This is a genomic window from Streptomyces kurssanovii (assembly GCF_040677245.1).
GTDB lineage: Bacteria > Actinomycetota > Actinomycetes > Streptomycetales > Streptomycetaceae > Streptomyces > Streptomyces kurssanovii.
This window is the reverse complement of the sequence record NZ_JBFAQK010000027.1, coordinates 20,250-39,710: the sequence shown is the minus strand read 5'-3', so window position 1 is coordinate 39,710 and position 19,461 is coordinate 20,250. Positions and strand designations below refer to the sequence as shown.

Annotated in this window: 13 protein-coding genes; 10 read left to right on the top strand and 3 right to left on the bottom strand. The window is 71.7% G+C overall.

The features are described 5' to 3' along the window. Nucleotide 1: 1 nt before the first annotated feature. Together AB0K36_RS20020 and ligD are read left to right on the top strand one after the other, a co-directional pair. Nucleotides 2–1,849, top strand: coding sequence for a transketolase (locus AB0K36_RS20020; RefSeq protein WP_364595986.1), 1,848 nt, complete (start codon nt 2–4; stop codon nt 1,847–1,849). Next, nucleotides 1,846–2,766 (top strand): non-homologous end-joining DNA ligase, encoded by a 921-nt coding sequence (gene ligD, locus AB0K36_RS20015; RefSeq protein ID WP_364595983.1) that lies wholly within the window; start codon nt 1,846–1,848, stop codon nt 2,764–2,766. The genes AB0K36_RS20020 and ligD overlap by 4 nt, the downstream gene beginning before the upstream one ends. Nucleotides 2,767–2,793: 27 nt before the next feature. Here ligD and AB0K36_RS20010 read toward each other — a convergent pair whose 3' ends face one another. Next, a complete protein-coding gene (locus tag AB0K36_RS20010; RefSeq protein WP_159694679.1) occupies nt 2,794–2,964 on the bottom strand; it encodes a hydrophobic protein in 171 nt (56 codons plus the stop codon). Between the two features lie 78 nt (nt 2,965–3,042). On the opposite strand from AB0K36_RS20010, the gene AB0K36_RS20005 reads away from it, so the two are divergent. From AB0K36_RS20005 to AB0K36_RS19995, 3 genes are all read left to right on the top strand, one after another. Next, nucleotides 3,043–3,555 (top strand): DUF6328 family protein, encoded by a 513-nt coding sequence (locus tag AB0K36_RS20005; protein WP_189472922.1) that lies wholly within the window; start codon nt 3,043–3,045, stop codon nt 3,553–3,555. Between the two features lie 116 nt (nt 3,556–3,671). Further along, nucleotides 3,672–4,307, top strand: a complete 636-nt coding sequence (locus AB0K36_RS20000; RefSeq protein ID WP_364595980.1) for an LAETG motif-containing sortase-dependent surface protein — start codon at nt 3,672–3,674, stop codon at nt 4,305–4,307. Between the two features lie 930 nt (nt 4,308–5,237). Beyond that, the gene (locus AB0K36_RS19995) at nt 5,238–8,711 is read left to right on the top strand and encodes a phosphodiester glycosidase family protein (RefSeq protein ID WP_364595977.1); all 3,474 of its coding nucleotides are present in this window, start codon (nt 5,238–5,240) and stop codon (nt 8,709–8,711) included. A 141-nt stretch (nt 8,712–8,852) separates the two neighbouring features. Here AB0K36_RS19995 and AB0K36_RS19990 read toward each other — a convergent pair whose 3' ends face one another. After that, a complete protein-coding gene (locus AB0K36_RS19990) occupies nt 8,853–9,938 on the bottom strand; it encodes an enoyl-CoA hydratase/isomerase family protein (RefSeq protein WP_364595974.1) in 1,086 nt (361 codons plus the stop codon). A gap of 146 nt (nt 9,939–10,084) precedes the next feature. Between AB0K36_RS19990 and AB0K36_RS19985 the strand changes: the two genes are divergently transcribed. From AB0K36_RS19985 to AB0K36_RS19965, 5 genes are all read left to right on the top strand, one after another. Further along, nucleotides 10,085–11,269: a serine hydrolase domain-containing protein gene (locus AB0K36_RS19985; RefSeq protein WP_364595971.1), complete on the top strand. Its 1,185-nt coding sequence runs from the start codon at nt 10,085–10,087 to the stop codon at nt 11,267–11,269. Between the two features lie 95 nt (nt 11,270–11,364). Continuing rightward, nucleotides 11,365–12,543 (top strand): acyl-CoA dehydrogenase family protein, encoded by a 1,179-nt coding sequence (locus AB0K36_RS19980; RefSeq protein WP_364595968.1) that lies wholly within the window; start codon nt 11,365–11,367, stop codon nt 12,541–12,543. A 317-nt stretch (nt 12,544–12,860) separates the two neighbouring features. Continuing rightward, the gene (locus tag AB0K36_RS19975; protein WP_364595966.1) at nt 12,861–15,245 is read left to right on the top strand and encodes a phosphoketolase family protein; all 2,385 of its coding nucleotides are present in this window, start codon (nt 12,861–12,863) and stop codon (nt 15,243–15,245) included. Between the two features lie 347 nt (nt 15,246–15,592). Further along, nucleotides 15,593–17,413: a glycoside hydrolase family 15 protein gene (locus AB0K36_RS19970; protein ID WP_364596109.1), complete on the top strand. Its 1,821-nt coding sequence runs from the start codon at nt 15,593–15,595 to the stop codon at nt 17,411–17,413. Nucleotides 17,414–17,543: 130 nt separating this feature from the next. Continuing rightward, complete coding sequence (locus tag AB0K36_RS19965) at nt 17,544–18,170, top strand: class I SAM-dependent methyltransferase (protein WP_364595963.1); 627 nt, start codon at nt 17,544–17,546, stop codon at nt 18,168–18,170. A 148-nt stretch (nt 18,171–18,318) separates the two neighbouring features. Here the strand turns inward: AB0K36_RS19965 and AB0K36_RS19960 are convergent, their stop codons facing one another. Next, a complete protein-coding gene (locus tag AB0K36_RS19960) occupies nt 18,319–19,191 on the bottom strand; it encodes a universal stress protein (RefSeq protein WP_364596107.1) in 873 nt (290 codons plus the stop codon). Between the last annotated feature and the right edge of the window lie 270 nt (nt 19,192–19,461).

Genomic DNA, 19,461 nt, shown 5'->3' with positions numbered 1-19,461 from the left:
GATGCAGGACGAACAACTCACCGAGCTTGCCCAGCAGTTGCGCGTCGACGCGGTACGCGCCGCCGACGCCGCGGGCTCCGGGCACCCCACGTCTTCCATGTCCGCGGCCGACCTCGGCGCCGTGCTGCTCGCCCACCACCTGCGCTACGACTTCGGCCGGCCCGAACACCCGGGCAACGACCGGCTCGTGCTCTCCAAGGGGCACGCGTCACCCCTGCTGTACGCCATGTACGTGGCGGCCGGAGCCGTCGACGACGAGGAACTCCTGACCTTCCGCCGACACGGCAGCCGTCTCGAAGGGCACCCCACCCCCCGGCTGCCCTGGGTCGACGTGGCCACCGGCTCGCTCGGCCAAGGACTGCCCGTCGGGGTCGGCATGGCCCTCGCCGGCAAGCGGCTGGACCAGATCCCGTACCGCGTGTGGGTGCTGTCGGGCGACAGCGAGATGGCGGAGGGCTCCGTCTGGGAGGCCGTGGAGCACGCCTCCTTCGAACGGCTGGACAACCTGACGCTGATCCTCGACGTGAACCGGCTCGGCCAGCGCGGCCCCACCCGCTTCGGCTGGGACCTCGACGCGTACGCCCGCCGCCTTCAGGCCTTCGGCTGGCACACCGTCGAGATCGACGGGCACGACGTCAGGGCCGTCGACGACGCCCTGTCGGAGGCCGCCGGCACCGTCGGCCGCCCCACCGCCGTCATCGCCCGCACCGAGAAGGGGCACGGAGTGGCCGCCGTGGCGGACCAGGAGGGCAAGCACGGCAAGCCCCTCGCCGACGCGTCGGACGCGATCGCGGAACTGGGCGGTGTGCGCACCGCCAGGATCGAGGTCCAGCAGCCGCCGGCGGCCCAGGTGCTGCACGAGCGGCACACCGGCGGGCTCACCCTCCCTGCGTACGACGTGGGCGACAAGGTCGCCACCCGCACCGCGTACGGGCAGGCATTGGCCGCTCTGGGCTCCGCACGCACGGACGTCGTCGCGCTCGACGGCGAGGTCGGCGACTCGACGCGCACCGAGTATTTCGCCAAGGAACACCCCGGCCGCCACTTCCAGTGCTACATCGCGGAACAGCAGCTCGTTGCCGCCGCCGTCGGCCTGTTCACACGGGGCTACGTCCCCTACGCCGCCACGTTCGCCGCCTTCTTGACCCGCGCCCACGACTTCATCCGGATGGCCGCCGTGAGCCGCGCTTCCGTCAACCTCGTCGGATCCCACGCCGGCGTCGCCATCGGCCAGGACGGGCCCTCGCAGATGGGACTCGAGGACCTCGCGATGTTCCGCTCGGTGCCCGGCAGCACCGTCCTCTACCCCTGTGACGCCAACCAGACCGCGCGGCTCGTCGCGGCCATGGCCGACCTGCCGAACGTGAGCTACCTGCGCACCAGCCGCTCCGACATGCCGGTGATCTACGGCCCCGAGGAGGACTTCCCGGTCGGCGGCTCCAAGGTGCTGCGCGCCTCGCACCGCGACCGCGTGTGCGTCGTCGCCGCGGGAGTGACCGTCCACGAGGCGCTGACCGCCGCCGCCGTCCTCGAACGGGAAGGCATCCCGGTACGCGTCGTCGACCTCTACTCGGTCAAGCCCGTCGACGCGGGCGCCCTGCAGAGCGCGGCCAACGACACCGGCTGTCTGCTGACCGTGGAGGACCACCGCACGGAGGGCGGCCTCGGCGACGCGGTGGCCGAAGCGTTCTCCGACGGACGCCCCATGCCGCGGCTGATCCGGCTCGGGGTGCGCAACATCCCGGCGTCCGCCACGCCCGCGGAACAACTCCACGCCTCCGGCATCGACGCCGAATCCATCAGCGCCGCCGTGCGCCTGCTCGTCGCGGAAGCCATGGTGCACCCGTGAAGGACGAGCGGACCCACCCCGTGCGGGCCGGCGGGCGGACCGTCGAGATCCAGCGACCGGACAAGGTGCTCTTCCCCGACGACGGCATCAGCAAGGCCGATCTCGCCGAGTACTACCGGGCCGTCGCGCCGCACATGCTGCCGCATCTGCGCGGCCGTCCACTGATGCTGGAACGGCACCCGGACGGCGTCGGCGGCCCCCGCTTCGTACAGAAGAACACCCCGGAGAGCTATCCGGACTGGGTGCGCAGGGTCGAGGTCGCCAAGGAGGGCGGCACCGTCGTCCACACCGTGTGCGACAACACCGCCACTTTGATGCACCTGGTCGACCAGGCGTGCATCACGTTCCACCGGTGGCAGTCACGGGCCGGCCGGCTCGAGCGGCCCGACCGGCTGGTGTTCGACCTGGATCCCTCGGGCGACACGGCCGACGACTTCGAGACGGTGCGACGCGCGGCGCGGCAGCTCGGTGAGCTGCTCGACGATCTGCGCCTCAACTCGGTCCTGATGACCACCGGCTCCCGCGGGCTCCATGTGATCGTGCCCCTGTCGGGCGACACCGACTTCGACGGGGCGCGCTCCTTCGCCCAGGAGGTGGCGGAGACCCTCGCGCGGCGCGACCCCGACCACCTGACCACCGCGGTGCGCAAGCAGGCCCGCGGCGACCGTCTCTATCTGGACGTGCAGCGCAACGGCTACGCGCAGACCGCGGTGACGCCCTACTCGGTGCGTGCCAGGGCGGGTGCGCCGGTCGCGACGCCGATCAGCTGGGACCAGTTGGACGACCCGCGGACGGGCCCGCGGCGGTGGACGGTCACGGACGCGCTCGAACAGGCACGCACCGACCCGTGGGGCGACGCGCTCGGCGGCCGGCGGGCACTTGGCCCGGCCGGCCGCCGGCTTGCCGCCCTGCGTTAGGAGCGGCCCATCGTCACTCGACTGCCACTACCACCTGTACCAGCGAGAGCGCCCGCCACCCGCCGTCGTGCTGCGCATCAGGAATCCCAGCAGCCAGATCACCAGGACGGCGAGGGCGATCCACCACAGGACCTCCAAAGCGAATCCGGCGCCGAACAGAACGACGGCGAGAAGGAGAACGAGCAGGATAGGAACCATTGTCTGCACCTCCATGACGGCGGGTGCCCGCATTTTCCCGTCGCACACACTGTCCGATACGAATGGAGCCTGAGCGTAATGGACCGGAAAAGGGGCAATGGCAATGGAAAGGGAAATGGCGTACGCGGCCGCGACGAGACAGAGGAGGAAAGGGCCGACCGCAGGTGGGCGGACCTGCTCCAGGAATTGCGGGTCGCGCAGACGGGCGTGCAGATCCTCTTCGGTTTCCTGCTGACGGTCGCGTTTCAGCCACGCTTCGTCGATCTGTCGCAGACCGACCAGACGATCTACTCCGTGACCGTCGTACTGGGCGCCGCGACCACCGGGGTGCTCATCGGTCCCGTGGCGTTCCACCGGATGCTCACCGGCCGCCGGCTCAAGCCGCAGACGGTCTCCTGGGCCTCCCGCCTGACCGTGCTCGGTCTCGTGCTGCTGCTGTGCACGATGGCGTCCGCCCTCCTCCTCATCCTCCGGGTGGTGCTCGACGACACGATCGCGCTGTGGCTCGTCGTCGCCATGGTGGTGTGGTTCGTGGTGTGCTGGTTCGTTCTGCCCGCGTGGACCCGCGCGACGCGCCGCGGACTCGACTGACGAGATTTCAGCCGCCGTATGCGCCAAGGGGATGGGGCGGTTGTGGTGCCATGTGGCGTCAGCGGTACTGTGCGCGCACCGCCAGACGCATTGGCGCGGTAATCGTGGAGGAATCAGTGACAGAGACCAGAAGAACGTGGCGGCGTACGGGAGCGCTCATAGCCGTCGCTTCGGCCGGCGCACTCGGCGTCGGCCTTTCCGCCGCACCGGCGATCGCGCACACGCCCGTGTGGTCGGTGACCTGTGACGAGGTCAGCGTCGACCTGACCGCGTACAGCCCCACCGAGGAGAACACCGTGACCATCACGGTGGACGGCAAGGAACTGCTGCCGAAGAAGACCTTCAAGAAGGAATTCCACGACAAGCTCGACCTTCCGGAGCACGACAAGGAACTCACCGTCCGTCTGGTCGTCGTGGCCGGCGACGGCGACCAGTTCTCGCGCGACGAGTCCAAGACCGCGCCGGTGTGCGAGGACGAGACCCCGAGCCCGACGCCGTCGACGACGCCCCCCTCGCCGACGCCGAGCGAGACCTCGCCCACCCCCAGCGAGACGCCGAGCACCAGCGCGCCGGCCACCAGTGCGCCCGCGACGCCTTCGGCGCCGCCGAGCACCGAGACCCCCGGCGGCGGCCTGGCCGAGACCGGTGGCTCCAGCGCCACCCCGGTCATCGCCGGAGCGGCTGCCGCGGTGATCCTGGCAGGCGGCGGCATCATGTGGGCCGCGCGCAAGCGCCGTAGCGCCCAGCACTGACATGACGTAGGCGGGCGGACCGCGACGGTCCGCCCGCCTTTCGCTGCCCCGGACCACGCCGCCCTGCGGCCGCGCCTCGTTCGGCCGCCCGCGCGGCCCCACCGCGGTGGCCGGCCGTCTCCGAGCCGGAGACCTCGACCCGTTGGCCCAGGCACCGGCTCCGCGCCTTGTGCGGCCGCCCGGCGTATCCCGTCGCGGCCGGTCGTCTCCGTGTCCGGGGCCGGAGACGTGGACCCGGTGGTCCGGGCACCGGCCATGACACTGTGCGCGGTCCCACCGAACGCCGACGGACCTTCCTGGCCGAGCCGACGTGGACCGGGTGGTCCGGGCACCGGTCACGACACCGTGAGCGCGGTCCCACCGCCGCGGCCGGTCCCCTTCGTGTCCGAGCCGGAGACATGGACCCGGTCGTCCCTGAACCGGCGTGCGGCCGCCCGCGCGGCCTGGCGTATCCCGTCGCGGCCGGCCCGCCGTCTCCGTGTCCGGGGCCGGAGGCTCCGGCCTCCTCGTCCGGGCACCGCCCACGACACGGCCGCCCGCCGGCGGTGCTTCGTGCCACCTGCCTACGCCCCCCGCGCCGCTGACGGCCGCGTGCCGCCCGCGTCCGGTCCGCCGACTCGTCGGCGTTCGGCGGGCGTTCGGCCGCCGTGGCCCGGCCGGCTGTGGCGCGGCGTCGGCGGTGGACGACGGCGCGCGTCCGTCCCGTCGAGGACACTCCGGCGGCAACGGACTTCACCCTGCCCGTCGCAGTCGCTCGGGCATCGGCGTGGTGACACCGGGTGCTGATGCCCCGTCACGCGAAGATGCCAGTGCGTTCCTTGTGTTCTCCCGTCCTTCATCCCGACCTCTGGCGCGATCCTCTTGGCCCGGCGATGCTGTCCGCCGACAGCGCTTACTGCACGCTCAACCAGCCATCCTCCAGGAGTACTTGTGGGCCTTGGCAGAGCAAGACACACCGTCGTGCTGGCCGCGACGCTGTCCGCACTCGTGGTAGGGGCCGCCGCCCCCGCCGTCGCTGATCCACCGCCCCCGCCACGCCAGTCCGCCGAAATACTGCGGCCGATCGCACCGCCGCCGGCCAGCGCGCCCGGCGGCAGCCAGACAGCCGTCGCCGACCCCGACGGCATCGAGACCGCCCGCGCGTCCCGGCCGATCGCACCCGGCGTCCGGCTCACCTCGTACGACCGTCTCGAGGCCGACAAGTGGCTGCGCGTCGACGCGCTCTCCGTCGACCTGGGCAGCGGCATACAGGCCGACTACCTGTTCTCGGGAAAGGTCGCCGACCGCGGCAGCGTCTCCGAGCTCGCCGCCCGGCACGACGCCGGCGAGGGCCGCCGCACCGTCGCGGCGATCAACGGGGACTTCTTCGACATCAACCAGACCGGCGCGCCGCAGGGCCCCGGCGTCAAGGACGGCGAGATCACCCACTCGCCCGCCCCTGGAGCCCATCGGGCCGTCGGTATCGGCCCGGAAGGCGCGGGCCGGGTGCTGGAGATGTACTTCGAGGGCACGCTCACCGTCCCCGGCGGAACCCATCCGCTGGGCGCGTACAACGCCGCCAACGTCCCGGCGGGCGGGATCGGGGCATACACCTCGGCATGGGGAGAGGCCGACCGCGCCCTCACCACCGACACGGCGACGCCCGTCGCGGAAGCGGTCGTACGCGAAGGCAAGGTCGTCGAAGTGCTCGACCGGCCAGGCACCGGGCCGGTGCCCGCGGGCACCACGGTCCTCGTCGGCCGCGAGGCCGGGGCCGGCGTACTCAAGGCCCTGCGGCCGGGTGACGCGGTGACGACGGAGTACCGGCCCCGCACCGACGGCGGCCCCGTGCCGCGCACCGCGGTCGGCGGCCGTGAACTTCTCGTCGTCGACGGCGTCGCACAGAACCACGACGGCGCCGGCAACAACACCGCCGCGCCCCGCACCGCCGTCGGCTTCTCGAAGGACGGGCGGGCGATGCAGATCGTCACCGTCGACGGCCGGCAGGCCGACAGCGGTGGCGTCACTCTCACCGAGCTCGGCCTGATGATGAAGAAGGCCGGCGCGCACAGCGCGCTGAACCTCGACGGCGGCGGCTCGTCGACCCTGGTCGCCCGCGAACCGGGCAGTGACGCGCTCCAGGTGGAGAACAGCCCCTCCGACGGCAGCGAGCGCGAGGTCCCCAACGGCCTGGCCCTCACCGCCCCGGACGGCAGCGGCACGCTGCGCGGCTATTGGGTCGAGACCGCCGTACCGGCATCCCTGGCCCCCACGGCCGACCCGGTGCTCGGCGGTCACCCGGAGCGGGTGTTCCCCGGGCTCACCCGCAGGCTCACCGCCGCGGGCCACGACGAGACGTACGGACCGGCCGCCGGCGCCCCGCACTGGCGCACCCTGCGGCCCTCCGTCGGCCGGGTCGACCAGGACGGCGTCTTCCGGGCCCGGCGCAGCGGCACGACCGACGTCCGGGCCGAACGCGCCGGCGCCGAGGGCGGCATCCGGCTCACGGTGCTCGACGACCTGGCCCGCGTCGAGCCGACCACCCGCCGGGTCTCCCTCGCCGACCCCGGCGCGACCGGCGCCTTCGGCGTCCTCGGTCTCGACGCCCAGGGCAACAGCGCGCCCATCGAGCCCGCCGACGTACGACTCGACTACGACCACGGCCTGTTCGACGTCCGCGACGACGGACACGGCTCCTTCACCGTCACCGCGCGCACCGGACGCGACACCGCCGGGCGCATCACCGCGACCGCCGGAGGCGTGAGCACCACGCTCGCCGTGAGCGTCGGCCTCGCCGAGCAGGCCGTCACCGGCTTCGACGACGCCGGCTCATGGACCTTCAGCCAGGCCCGGGCGAGCGGCTCCGTCGAGGCGACACCGGACGGACATGAAGGCACCGGCCTGAACCTCACCTACGACTTCACCCGGTCGACGGCGACGAGGGCCGCCTACGCCAACCCGCCGCAGCGGATCCCGGTCGCCGGACAGCCGCAGTCCTTCACCCTCTGGATCAAGGGTGACGGCAACGGCGCCTGGCCCACCCTCCATCTGAAGGACGCCGCCGGGTCCGATCAGCTGCTGCGCGGGCCCTACATCACCTGGACCGGCTGGCGGCAGGTGAAATTCGACGTGCCGCAGGGCGCGGCGATGCCGCTGGAGGTGCACCGGTTCTACCTGGCGGAGACCGCCGCGAACCGGCAGTACACCGGAGGGATCGTCGTCGACGGGCTCGACGCCCAGGTGCCCCCCGCGGTCGATCTGCCGAGCGTGCCTCCCGTCGTCGACCCGCTGATCGATCCCGAGGCCGTCACGGAAGGGCGCGACTGGCAGTTCGCCGTCATGTCCGACGCCCAGTTCGTCGCCCGCGCGCCGGACAGCCCGATCGTCGCCCAGGCCCGCCGGACCCTCCGGGAGATCAAGGCGGCACGGCCCGACTTCCTCGTCGTCAACGGCGACCTGGTGGACGAGGGCTCACCGGCCGACCTGGCGTTCGCGCGCCGCGTGCTCGACGAGGAACTGGGGGACGACCTGCCCTGGTACTACGTGCCCGGCAACCACGAGGTGATGGGCGGGAAGATCGACAACTTCGTCACCGAGTTCGGGCCCGCGCAGCGCACGTTCGACCACCGGGGCACCCGCTTCGTCACCCTGGACACCTCCAGCCTGACGCTGCGGGGAGGCGGCCTCGCCCAGATCCAGGAGCTCCGCGCCCAGCTCGACGCGGCGGCGGCCGACGCGGCCATCGGCTCCGTGATGGTCGTCGAGCACGTCCCGCCGCGTGACCCGACCGTCCAGCAGGCCAGCCGGCTCGGCGACCGCAAGGAGGCCGCGCTGATCGAGAACTGGCTGGCGGAGTTCCGCCGTACGACGGGCAAGGGGGCGGCGCTGATCGGCAGCCATGTCGGCGTGTTCCACGCCGCGCACGTCGACGGTGTGCCCTACCTCGTCAACGGCAACTCCGGCAAGGCCCCGGCCGGTCCGGCCGACGAGGGAGGCTTCACGGGCTGGTCGCTCGTCGGCGTCGACGACGTCTCCCGCGCCGAGCAGCTGGCAGCGCGCAGGGCGCCGTGGGAGGCCGGGCCCGACTGGCTCTCCGTCCAGACCAGGACGCACGTGGACGGGCTCGGCCTGGAGGCGCCCGCCGCGCTGCGGCCCGGCGAGAGCGGGGACGCGAAGGCGACGGTCGTCCAGGGCACGCGCCGCGTTCCCGTGGCGTTCCCCGTCAGCGCGGACTGGTCCGGCTCGCCCAACGTGCACATCGGCCCGGCGGACGGCGCACGGGGCCGCCACGTGGCGGCCTTCGACCCGGTGACGGGCCGTCTCACGGCGCTGCGTCCCGGGGAGTTCACGCTGGCGGTGACGGTGAACGGCACGACCACCGAGGTGCGCAGGAGCGTGGTGTCGCCGCGGGACAGGGCGGCGTGACGCGGAAGGGGCGGGGGTCTGCTCACCCCGCCCCTTCCGGTCCACGGCCGGCCTCGGACGGCCGCGGGCCGGTGCTCCGGAGCGGGCCGGTGCTCCGCAGCGGGCCGTCCCGTGAGGACGGCAACAGCCGTGGTTCCGGGATCAGTCCGTGAGTCCCAGGCCCGGCTCGCCCGCGGCGAGAGGGGCGAAATGCCGCTCGACGTCCCTCTCGCTGACGGCGTCGAGCCGCGCGGGCGACCACCGCGGGTCGCGGTCCTTGTCGATGACCTGGGCGCGGATGCCCTCGACCAGGTCCGGCGAGGCGAGGGCCGTGCACGAGACCCGGAACTCCTGCTCCAGGACGGGCTCGAGGGCGCCCAGCGCGCGGGCCCGGCGCATCGCGGCGAGGGTCACCTTCACAGCGGTGGGAGACCTGCTCAGGATGGTCTCGGCGGCCTGCTTGGCGGCCGGCTCCCCGCAGTCCGACAGCCGTTCGACGATCTCCTCGACGGATCCGGCGGCGTAGCAGTGGTCGATCCAGTCACGACGGGCGGCGAGTTCCCCCGGCGGGGCCTCGGCCGCGTACCGGCGCAACGCCTCCGCGGGCTCCGCCGACGTGAGGGACCCGGCGAAGCCGGCGAGCCGGTCGCCGGGCACGAAGTGGTCGGCCAGACCGAGCAGCAGCGCGTCACCGGCGCCGACCGCGTCACCGGTGAGCGCCAGGTGGGTGCCCAGCTCGCCGGGCGCCCGCGCCAGCAGGTGGGTGCCGCCGACATCCGGCACGAAGCCGATCCCCGTCTCCGGCATGGCGACGGCCGAGCGTTCCGTGACGACCCGGACACTGCCGTGCGCGGACACCCCGACGCCGCCGCCCATCACGATGCCGTCCATGAGCGCCACGTACGGCTTGGTGCAGCGGGCGATCCGCGCGTTGAGCCGGTACTCGTCCCGCCAGAAGGCCACCGACGCCCCGCCGCCGGCGCGCGCGTCGTCGTGGATGGCGCGGATGTCCCCTCCGGCGCAGAGCCCCCGCTCACCGGCGCCGGCGAGGACCACGACGGTGATGTCGTCGTCGCGCTCCCAGGCGTCGAGCGCCGCGTCGACGGTTCGCACCATGGTGTGGGTGAGCGCGTTGATGGCCCGGGGGCGATTGAGCGTGATGTACCCGGCGTGTCCTTCGGTGTGCAGCAGCACCGAACCGTCGGGCGCCGAGCCTTCGCGCAGCGGTGCGGAATCGTCGAGGGCCATCGGGTCGTCCTTCCGGGTCCGGGATCGTGCGGGTCCATCCTCGCTCACCGGTGACGAACAGCCGTACGCCCCCTTCCCCCTCAGTCCGACCAGTCGGTATGTTCGCTGCCGACGTGCACGGACAAGGCGACGGAGGATTGCCTGACATGGCGGATCGACCCAGCAGCGCGGAACGACCCATCAGAATCGAAGGCCACTGCGACGAGCGTTTCTCGGCGGTCCGTGCCGCCTTCGAGAAGAATTTCACCGAACGCGGGGAGCTCGGCGCCGCCGTGAGCGTCCTCGCCGGCGGCGACAAGGTCGTCGACCTGTGGGGCGGCTGGGCGGACGAGGCCCGGACCGTGCCGTGGCGGAGCGACACCGTGGTGAACGTGTGGTCCACGACCAAGGGGCCGACCGCCCTGTGCGCCCACGTCCTCGCCGACCGCGGACTGCTCGACCTGGACGCGCCGGTCGCCGACTACTGGCCCGAGTTCGCGGCGGCGGGCAAGAAGGGGGTCCTCGTACGCCATCTGCTCTCGCACCGGGCGGGCCTGGCCGGACTGCGTGAGCCGCACTCGCTCGACCAGCTCTACGACTGGGAGCTGACCTGCGCCCGGCTGGCCGCGACCGAACCCTGGTGGGAGCCCGGCACCCGCTCCGGCTACCACGCGATCACCTACGGCCACCTCGTCGGGGAAGTGGTGCGCCGGGTCAGCGGGCAGCTGCCGGGCGCATTCCTGCGGCAGGAGATCACCGGACCGCTGGGCATCGACTTCACCATCGGCCTGCCGGAGCGGGACTTCGGCCGGGCCGCCGAACTGGTGCACCCGGCGGTCGCTGAAAGCAGTGAACAGGCGGCCGTGTTCGCCCAGTTGGCGCCCGTCGCCATCGCCGCCCTCACCAACCCGCCCACCGGCGCGGTCGCGGCCAACTCCGCCGGGTGGCGGGCCGCCGAGATCCCCGCCGCCAACGGCCACGGCACCGCCCGCGCGGTCGCCGCGCTGTACGGCATCCTCGCCGGGCAGGGACAGCTCGACGGGCACCGGGTGCTGTCGCGGGAGGCCGCGGAGCGGGTGCGCGAAGGCCAGGGCGGCTGCTCCGATCTGATCCTCGCGGCCGGCTTCGAGCACGACACGGAGGCCGGTCTCGGCCTCTGGCTGAGCGGCAGGAACGGCTCGTACGGGCCCAACCCCCGGGCCTTCGGCCACGACGGCTTCGGCGGCTCCTGCGGACTCGCCGACCCCGAGGCCGGCATAGCCATGGGGTACGTGATGAACCGTATGGGCCCGCACATCGCGGACGACCCGCGCAAGATGGCCCTCGTCGAAGCCGTCTACGCCTCCCGCTAGCACGCCCGGGCACGGCCCTTCCGGATTCTTGCAACACGTTCTACTGTGTGCGCGCCGCCGAGCAAGGGGCGCACCGCGAGACGCCTGGAGGGGCCGTGCACCTTCAATACACGCCGCAGCAGGAACAGTTACGCGCAGAACTGCGCAGGTACTTCGCGGGGATCGTCCCCGACAACGCCTACGCCCGGTACGCCGAGCCGGCCGCCAGGAAACGCTTCTACCGTCGCACGATCCGCCGGCTCGGCTCGGACGGCTGGCTCGGCGTCGGCTGGCCCGAACAGTACGGCGGCCGCGGTCTGAGCCCCATGGAGCAGTTCATCTTCTTCGACGAGGCGGCCCAGGCCGGGGTGCCGCTGCCGCTGATGGCACTCAACACCGTCGGCCCGACGATCATGCAGTTCGGCACGGACGAGCAGAAGGCGTACTTCCTGCCGAAGATCCTCTCCGGCGAGCTCGACTTCGCCATCGGCTACAGCGAACCGGACGCCGGCACCGACCTCGCCGCCCTCAGGACCCGGGCCGTGCGGGACGGGGACACGTACGTCGTCGACGGACAGAAGATCTGGACCACCAACGGCGACACCGCCGACTGGATCTGGCTCGCCGTCCGTACCGACCCCGATGCCCCGCCCCACAAGGGCATCACCATGCTGCTCGTACCGACGTCCGACCCCGGCTACTCCTGCACCCTGATCAACACCCTCGCCTCGCACGACACCACCGCGAGCTACTACGACAACGTGCGCGTTCCCGTCGCCCACCGGGTGGGCGAGGAGAACAAGGGCTGGCGGCTGATCACCAACCAGCTCAACCACGAGCGGGTCACCCTCGCCGCCCACGGCACCATGGCGATCCGCGCACTGCGCGACGTCCAGCGCTGGGCCGCCGACACCAAACTCACCGACGGCCGCCGCGTGATCGACCTCGGCTGGGTGCGCGGCCGCCTCGCCCGCACCCACACCCGGCTCGACGCCATGAAGCTGCTCAACTGGCAGATGGTGAACGCCGTCCAGGACGGCACCCTCACCCCGCAGGACGCCTCCGCGGTCAAGGTCTACGGCTCGGAGGCCCGCCGCGACGCCTACGCCTGGCTGATGGAGATCGTCGGCGCCGCGGGCCCCCTCAAGGAGGGCTCGGCGGGCGCGGTCCTCGGCGGCGAACTGGAACGCGGCTACCGCTCGGCCGTGATCTTCACCTTCGGCGGCGGCAACAACGAGATCCAGCGCGAGATCATCTCGTGGATCGGACTGGGGATGCCCCGGGTACGCCGCTGACCGGCCGACTCGGGGACGCGCGTCCCCGCCGCCGCAGACGCCGGACACCCGGCCTCCGGTACCTCCCGCACGGCCGTCCGCCGGTAGGGCCTGAGCGCCCGTAGCGGGGCCGGACGGTCCCTCCTTCGGCGCCGTCCGGCTGTGTCACCGTGCGCGGAGGGAGCATCTCGACAACCATGGCGGCGACGGGCGCGGAAGAGTCCCGGTCCGGGAGTGGACGTAGTGGAGAGCTGAGCTGGTCGGCGTGGAGTGGCCGGAACCGAACCGGTGCGGGTCGGCACGCCGGACAAGCCCCGGCTCGTCGACGGAGGAAACGCATGCGCAAGGCCAAGCGTCAGCATCGCTCCGAGCTGTCCGACGAGGAGCTCGCCGCGCTCGACGCCCACTGGAGGGCCGCCAACTACCTGTCGGTCGGCCAGATCTATCTGATGGGCAATCCGCTGCTCAGGCAGCCTCTGGAGCCGGCGCACATCAAGCCGCGGCTGCTGGGGCACTGGGGCACGTCCCCCGGGCTCAACCTCGTCCACACGCACATGAACCGGGTCATCCGGCGGCGGGACCTCTCCGCGCTGTGTGTCTGGGGGCCGGGGCACGGCGGTCCCGCCGTGCTGGCGAACTCCTGGCTGGAGGGCAGTTACAGCGAGACCTACCCGGACGTGAGCAGGGACGAAGCCGGTATGGAGCGGCTGTTCCGGCAGTTCTCCTTCCCCGGCGGGGTCCCCAGCCACGTCGCACCCGAGACCCCCGGGTCCATTCACGAGGGCGGCGAACTGGGCTACGCCCTCTCGCACGCCTACGGCGCCGCACTCGACAACCCGGAGCTGCTGGTCGCCTGTGTCATCGGCGACGGCGAGGCCGAGACCGGGCCGCTCGCGGCCTCGTGGCACTCCAACACGTTCCTCGACCCCGTACACGACGGCGCCGTCCTGCCGGTGCTCCACCTCAACGGTTACAAGATCGCCAACCCTACGGTGCTCGCCCGGCTGCCCGAAGCGGAGCTCGACGAGCTGCTGCGCGGCTACGGGCACGAGCCGCTGCACGTCACCGGCGACGACCCCGTCGCGGTGCACCGCGCCATGGCCGCCGCGATGGACACCGCCCTCGACAGCATCGCCCGGATCCAGCGCGAAGCGCGGAACGGCGGCACGGTCGTACGCCCGCGATGGCCCGTCATCGTGCTGCGTACGCCCAAGGGATGGACGGGTCCGGACGAGGTCGACGGCCTGCCGGTCGAAGGGACCTGGCGAGCGCACCAGGTCCCGCTCGCGGGAGTACGTGACAACCCCGTCCACCTCGCCCAGCTGGAGGAATGGCTGCGCTCCTACCGGCCGGAGGAACTCTTCGACGAACACGGCCGTCCCCGGCCCCAGGTCCTGGCCTGCGTGCCCGCAGGCAGCCGCAGGCTCGGCGCGACTCCGCACGCCAACGGCGGTCTGCTCCTGCGGGAACTGCCCATCGCACCGCTCCAAGAGTTCGCCGTACCCGTCGACAAGCCCGGAATGACGCTGCACGAGCCGACCCGGGTTCTGGGCGATCTGCTCGAAAGCGTCATGGCGGCCACCGCCGGCCGGCGCGACTTCCGGCTCGTCGGACCCGACGAGACGGCCTCGAACCGACTCGAGGCGGTCTACGACGCCAGCGGCAAGGCCTGGCAGGCCCGGACACTCGAGACCGACGAGCATCTGGACCGGCACGGCCGCGTCATGGAGATCCTCTCCGAACACACCTGCCAGGGCTGGCTGGAGGGCTACCTCCTCACCGGCCGGCACGGGCTGTTCTCCTGCTACGAGGCCTTCGTCCACATCGTCGACTCGATGGTCAACCAGCACATCAAGTGGCTCAGGACGTCCCGGTCACTGCCCTGGCGTGCCCCCGTCGCCTCCCTCAACTACCTGCTGACCAGCCACGTCTGGCGCCAGGACCACAACGGCTTCTCCCACCAGGACCCCGGCTTCGTCGACCACGTACTCAACAAGAGCCCCGAAGTCGTACGGGTCTACCTGCCGCCGGACGCCAACACCCTGCTGTCCGTCGCCGACCACGCGCTGCGCACCCGCGATCACGTCAACGTGATCGTCGCCGGCAAGCAGCCCTGCTTCGACTGGCTGTCGCTCGACGAGGCCCGCCTCCACTGCGCGCGCGGCGCGGGTGTCTGGGAATGGGCGGGCACCGAGAGCGCCGGCCAGGAACCCGATGTGGTGCTGGCCTGCGCCGGCGACGTCCCCACGCAGGAGGTACTCGCGGCCGCCGATCTGCTCCGCCGCCATCTTCCCGACCTCGCCGTACGCGTCGTCAACGTCGTCGACCTGGCCCGCCTCATGCCGCACGAGGAGCATCCCCACGGCATGACGGACTCGGAGTACGACGCTCTGTTCCCCACCGGCAAGCCGGTGATCTTCGCGTACCACGGCTACCCGTGGCTGATCCACCGGCTCGCCTACCGCCGCACCGGCCACGCCCACCTGCATGTACGCGGCTACAAGGAGATGGGGACCACCACCACGCCCTTCGACATGGTGGTGCGCAACGACCTCGACCGCTACCGCCTCGTGATGGACGTCATCGACCGGACCCCGGGACTCGGTGTGCGCGCGGTGACCGTCCGGCAGACCATGGCCGACGCCCGCACACGCCACCACGCGTGGATCCGCGACCACGGCACGGACATGCCCGAGATCGCCGACTGGGCCTGGGGCGGGTGAGCGCGGTCGTCCCCGACGCGGAGCCGACGGACCATCGTCGGGGTCGATACGCCGGCCGTGTGGACCGGTGACGGCGGAGGCGGCCTCGTGATCCGTTGCTGCTCAGCGCCGTCCGCGGGCCGTATGTGCGGAGGGGCTTCGGCTTGCCGCCGCCGGGCTTGTCCGAGAACCGTCCCCGTCGGCTCGCGCCCGGCGGACCTCGCACATCGTCGTCGGCGGACGCAGACATGACACCCGACCAAAGGTACGCCGTACTATGAAATGAGCTGATACATCGCACTCTCCTCCGGCGGAGGGAGGCCACCGTGCCTGCTGAGGCCGTCAGCGGCGAAGAGGTACCCCCCACGGTGCGCGGTCCCGGGAGCGCCGAGACCGGCAGGTACCTGCCGGTCTCGGAACACGGGCTGATCGGAGACCTGCGCAGTGCCGCTCTCGTGGGAACGAACGGCACGATCGACTGGTACTGCTGCTCCCGGTTCGACGCTCCCAGCGTCTTCGCCTCGATCCTCGACGCCGAGAAGGGAGGGAGCTTCGAGCTGGCGCCGGACGTGCCGGCCCGCACGAAGCAGTTCTACTTCCCCGACACCAACGTGCTCATCACCCGCTTCTTCGCGGATGACGGGGTGGCCGAGATCCAGGACTTCATGCCGATCGTCGACGGCTCACGCGAGGCGGACCGGCACCGGCTGATCCGCAGAGTGGTCTGCGTCCGTGGATCACTTCCGTTCCGGGCCAGGATCTCACCACGGTTCGGCTACGGCACCGAGCCGCACACCGTACACACCGAGCACGGCTGCCAGATCTTCGAGACGGCCTCACTCTCTCTTGCCCTGACGTCCAGCGTGCCGGGGGAGAACGACGGACGGGACGTGTGGTCGCTCTTCAAACTCCACGAGGGCGAGAGTGCCGTCTTCGCGCTCGACCGTATCGGGGACACGGTGCCCCCGAAGGTCTGCGCCGTGGCCGAGGCGGAGGAACTGTTCCAGGCCACCGTCCGGTACTGGCGGCGGTGGCTGTCCACGTCCCGCTACCGCGGCCGCTGGCGCGAAATGGTGCACCGCTCCGCGCTGACGCTCAAACTGCTCACCTATGTGCCGACCGGCGCCATTGTGGCTGCGCCGACGACGAGCCTGCCCGAGCAGATCGGCGGCGAACGGAACTGGGACTACCGCTACGTCTGGATCCGCGACTCGGCCTTCTGCGTCTACGCGCTTCTCCGGCTCGGTTTCACCGAGGAGGCGCGGGCGTTCATGCGCTTCCTGATCGAGTTCGCCCACCTCTCCGACTCCGGGACGGGCCCCTTGCAGATCATGTACGGCGTCGACGGCCGCCGCGAACTGCCCGAGTGTGAGCTGCCTCATCTCGAGGGCCATCAGGGCTCTGCCCCCGTGCGTGTGGGTAACGACGCGGTCGGCCAACTGCAACTGGACATATACGGAGCCCTCATCGACTCGATCTACCTCTACGACAAGTGGGGCGAGCCGATATCCAGCGCACACTGGGACACCGTCTGCGCGCTGGTCGACTGGGTCTGCGACAACTGGGACCAGCCCGACGAGGGCATATGGGAGACCCGTGGCGGACGCAAGAGGTTCCTCTACTCGCGCCTGATGTGCTGGGTGGCGATCGAGCGGGCGATGCGCCTTGCCCGGCATCGCGGGCTGCCGGCCGACATGGCGCGCTGGAGCGGCCAACGCGACGCCATCTACCGCCAGATCATGGACAGCGGTTGGTCGGCGGAACGCAGGGCGTTCCTCCAGCAGTACGGCGACAGCGTCCTCGACGCCTCCGTGTTGATGATGCCGCTGGCGAAATTCATATCCCCGACGGATCCGAAATGGCTTTCGACGCTGGACGCACTGGGCGAGGAGTTGGTGTCCGACTCCTTGGTCTACCGGTATGACCCGCAGGCCAGCCCGGACGGACTACGGGGCGAGGAAGGCACGTTCTCCATCTGCTCCTTCTGGTACGTCGAGGCACTGAGCCGCGCCGGACGCCTCGAGGACGCGCGGCTGGCATTCGAGAAGATGCTCACGTACGCGAACCATCTCGGGCTGTACGCGGAGGAAATCGGCCACACCGGCGAGCAGAGCGGCAACTTCCCGCAGGCGTTCACGCATCTCGCCCTGATCAGCGCGGCATTCAACCTCGACCGGGCGCTGGGATGAGCGGTGCAACGCCGGGTGACGACGGGGGCCACCCGGGCATTCCGCGAGGTGCGCACCTACGGTCGCCCATAGTGTGATGGCACCGCCTTCGCTCTCGGTGGGCGAGGCTGACCGGAAGGCACTGGTGGACATGACTGGGCAACGCGACCGCTGGGCGGAACTGACCGGTGGACAATCCGGAGAGGAGTACGCCCGGCGTTTCGCTCAGCTCGCCGAAGCCGGTCACGACGTCCACGGCGAGGCCACCTTCTGCACCGCATTGCTGAAGCCCGCCGCCCGGGTACTCGACGCCGGCTGCGGCACCGGGCGGATCGCTGTCCGACTCGCGGAACTGGGCCACCACTGCACCGGCGTGGACGTCGACTCCTCGATGCTCGCCGTTGCCCGCCGAAACGCCCCCACGCAGGAATGGCTCCTCGGCGACCTGGCCCGTCTGGACACCCTCGGCCTGGAGCAGGACTTCGACCTGGCGCTCGCCGCCGGGAACGTCATCCCCCTGCTGGCCCCCGGCACCGAACCCCTTGTCGTCCGGCAACTGGCCGGCGCACTGCGCCCCGGCGGTCTGCTGGTCACCGGCATGGGACTGGACGCAGCGCACCTGCCGCTGCCGGAACCGACGGTGACCCTCACAGAGTTCGACCACTGGTGCACCGAGGCCGGACTGACCTTGCGGCAGCGCTACGCCACCTGGAGCGGCGATCCCTACTACGAAGGCTGCGGCTACGCCGTCAGCGTGCACTGCCGCACCGCCACGTGAGCCCTCTCCCGTGCGACGGTCCGGGCCCGCGCCCGGACCCGCGCCCGAGTGTTCCGGCGCCGCGTCGCCACAGGCATCGGACGGATGCGACGACGCCGGGATGGCAATGACCAACGGGGAGGTCGGCAAGCAGCCGAGCGATCGGTCGTCAGGCGGGCGGGACCACCGCCACGGGACAGGGGGCGTGGTGGAGGGCGGCGTGGGCGACGGACCCGATGCGGGTGCCCACGGGAGAGCGGCGCACACGGCGGCCCACCACCAGAAGCCCGGCGCGTGAGGCGGCCCACAACAGGACCTGCCCCGGGCTTCCGATCTCGACATGCTCCGTCACCGCTACGGAGGGGAACCGTTCACGCCAAGGCATGAGTGCTTCCCGAAGCGCCTTCTCCTCGAACGGCACGAGCCCTCCCGCCTCGTCGACGAGCCGCATCGACTCAGGGGTGTAGGCGAAGAACGGCGGCAGGCTCCAGGCCCGTACCGCGCGAACCGAGGCGCCGCGTGCGGCAGCCGCCTCGAACGCGAAGCGCAGCACCGGCTCGCTGTCCTCCGGCGTGCCCTGCTGGCCCACGACGACCTCGCCGGTGTCAGCCCCCGGCATCCCCTTGTCCCGGTTGCGGACCGACACGACCGGAGTCGTCGCGGCGGCGATCACCTGCTGGCCGTACGAGCCGAGAAGAAAGCCCATCAGCGCCCCGTGCCCCCTGGAACCGAGCACCAGCATGTCGGACTTCTCCGCCTCGCCCAGCAGAGCCGAAACGGGCACCTCCGGCACCACTTCGCCCGTGACGGAAACTCCCGGGTACCGGCCGAGCACATGGGTTTCGGCCTCGTGCACGACGGCGTTCGCGGACATGACCTGCGCTTCCCGGTCCTGGACGACCGGTACGTCCAACGGCTGCCAGAGCCAGGCGTGCACGAGGCGGAGCGGGACACCGCGGATCGTGGCTTCGCGTGCCGCCCAGTCGGCCGCCGCCAGACTCTCCGGAGATCCGTCTACGCCTGCCGATATCGCGCGGGTCATGGGGGAGCCTCCGTACGGTTCGACGGGCACGGCCACCGCGGCGCGCCCGATGCCGTCCAGCATCGGGGAGCGGTGCTCGGTGGGCCAGGGCCTTCGGCCCGCGTCGCGGCCGCTCGGTCCGATGACGGCTGTCGTCCGGGCCACCGTTGCGGAGGTCCCCGGCCTTCGAGCCGGGTCGTACGGAGCAAGCCGGTGCGATTCCGCCGAACGGGTTGCGCGGAACGGCGCGCCCGACGGAGCCGGGCGCGGGGCCGCGCTGAGCGCGACAAC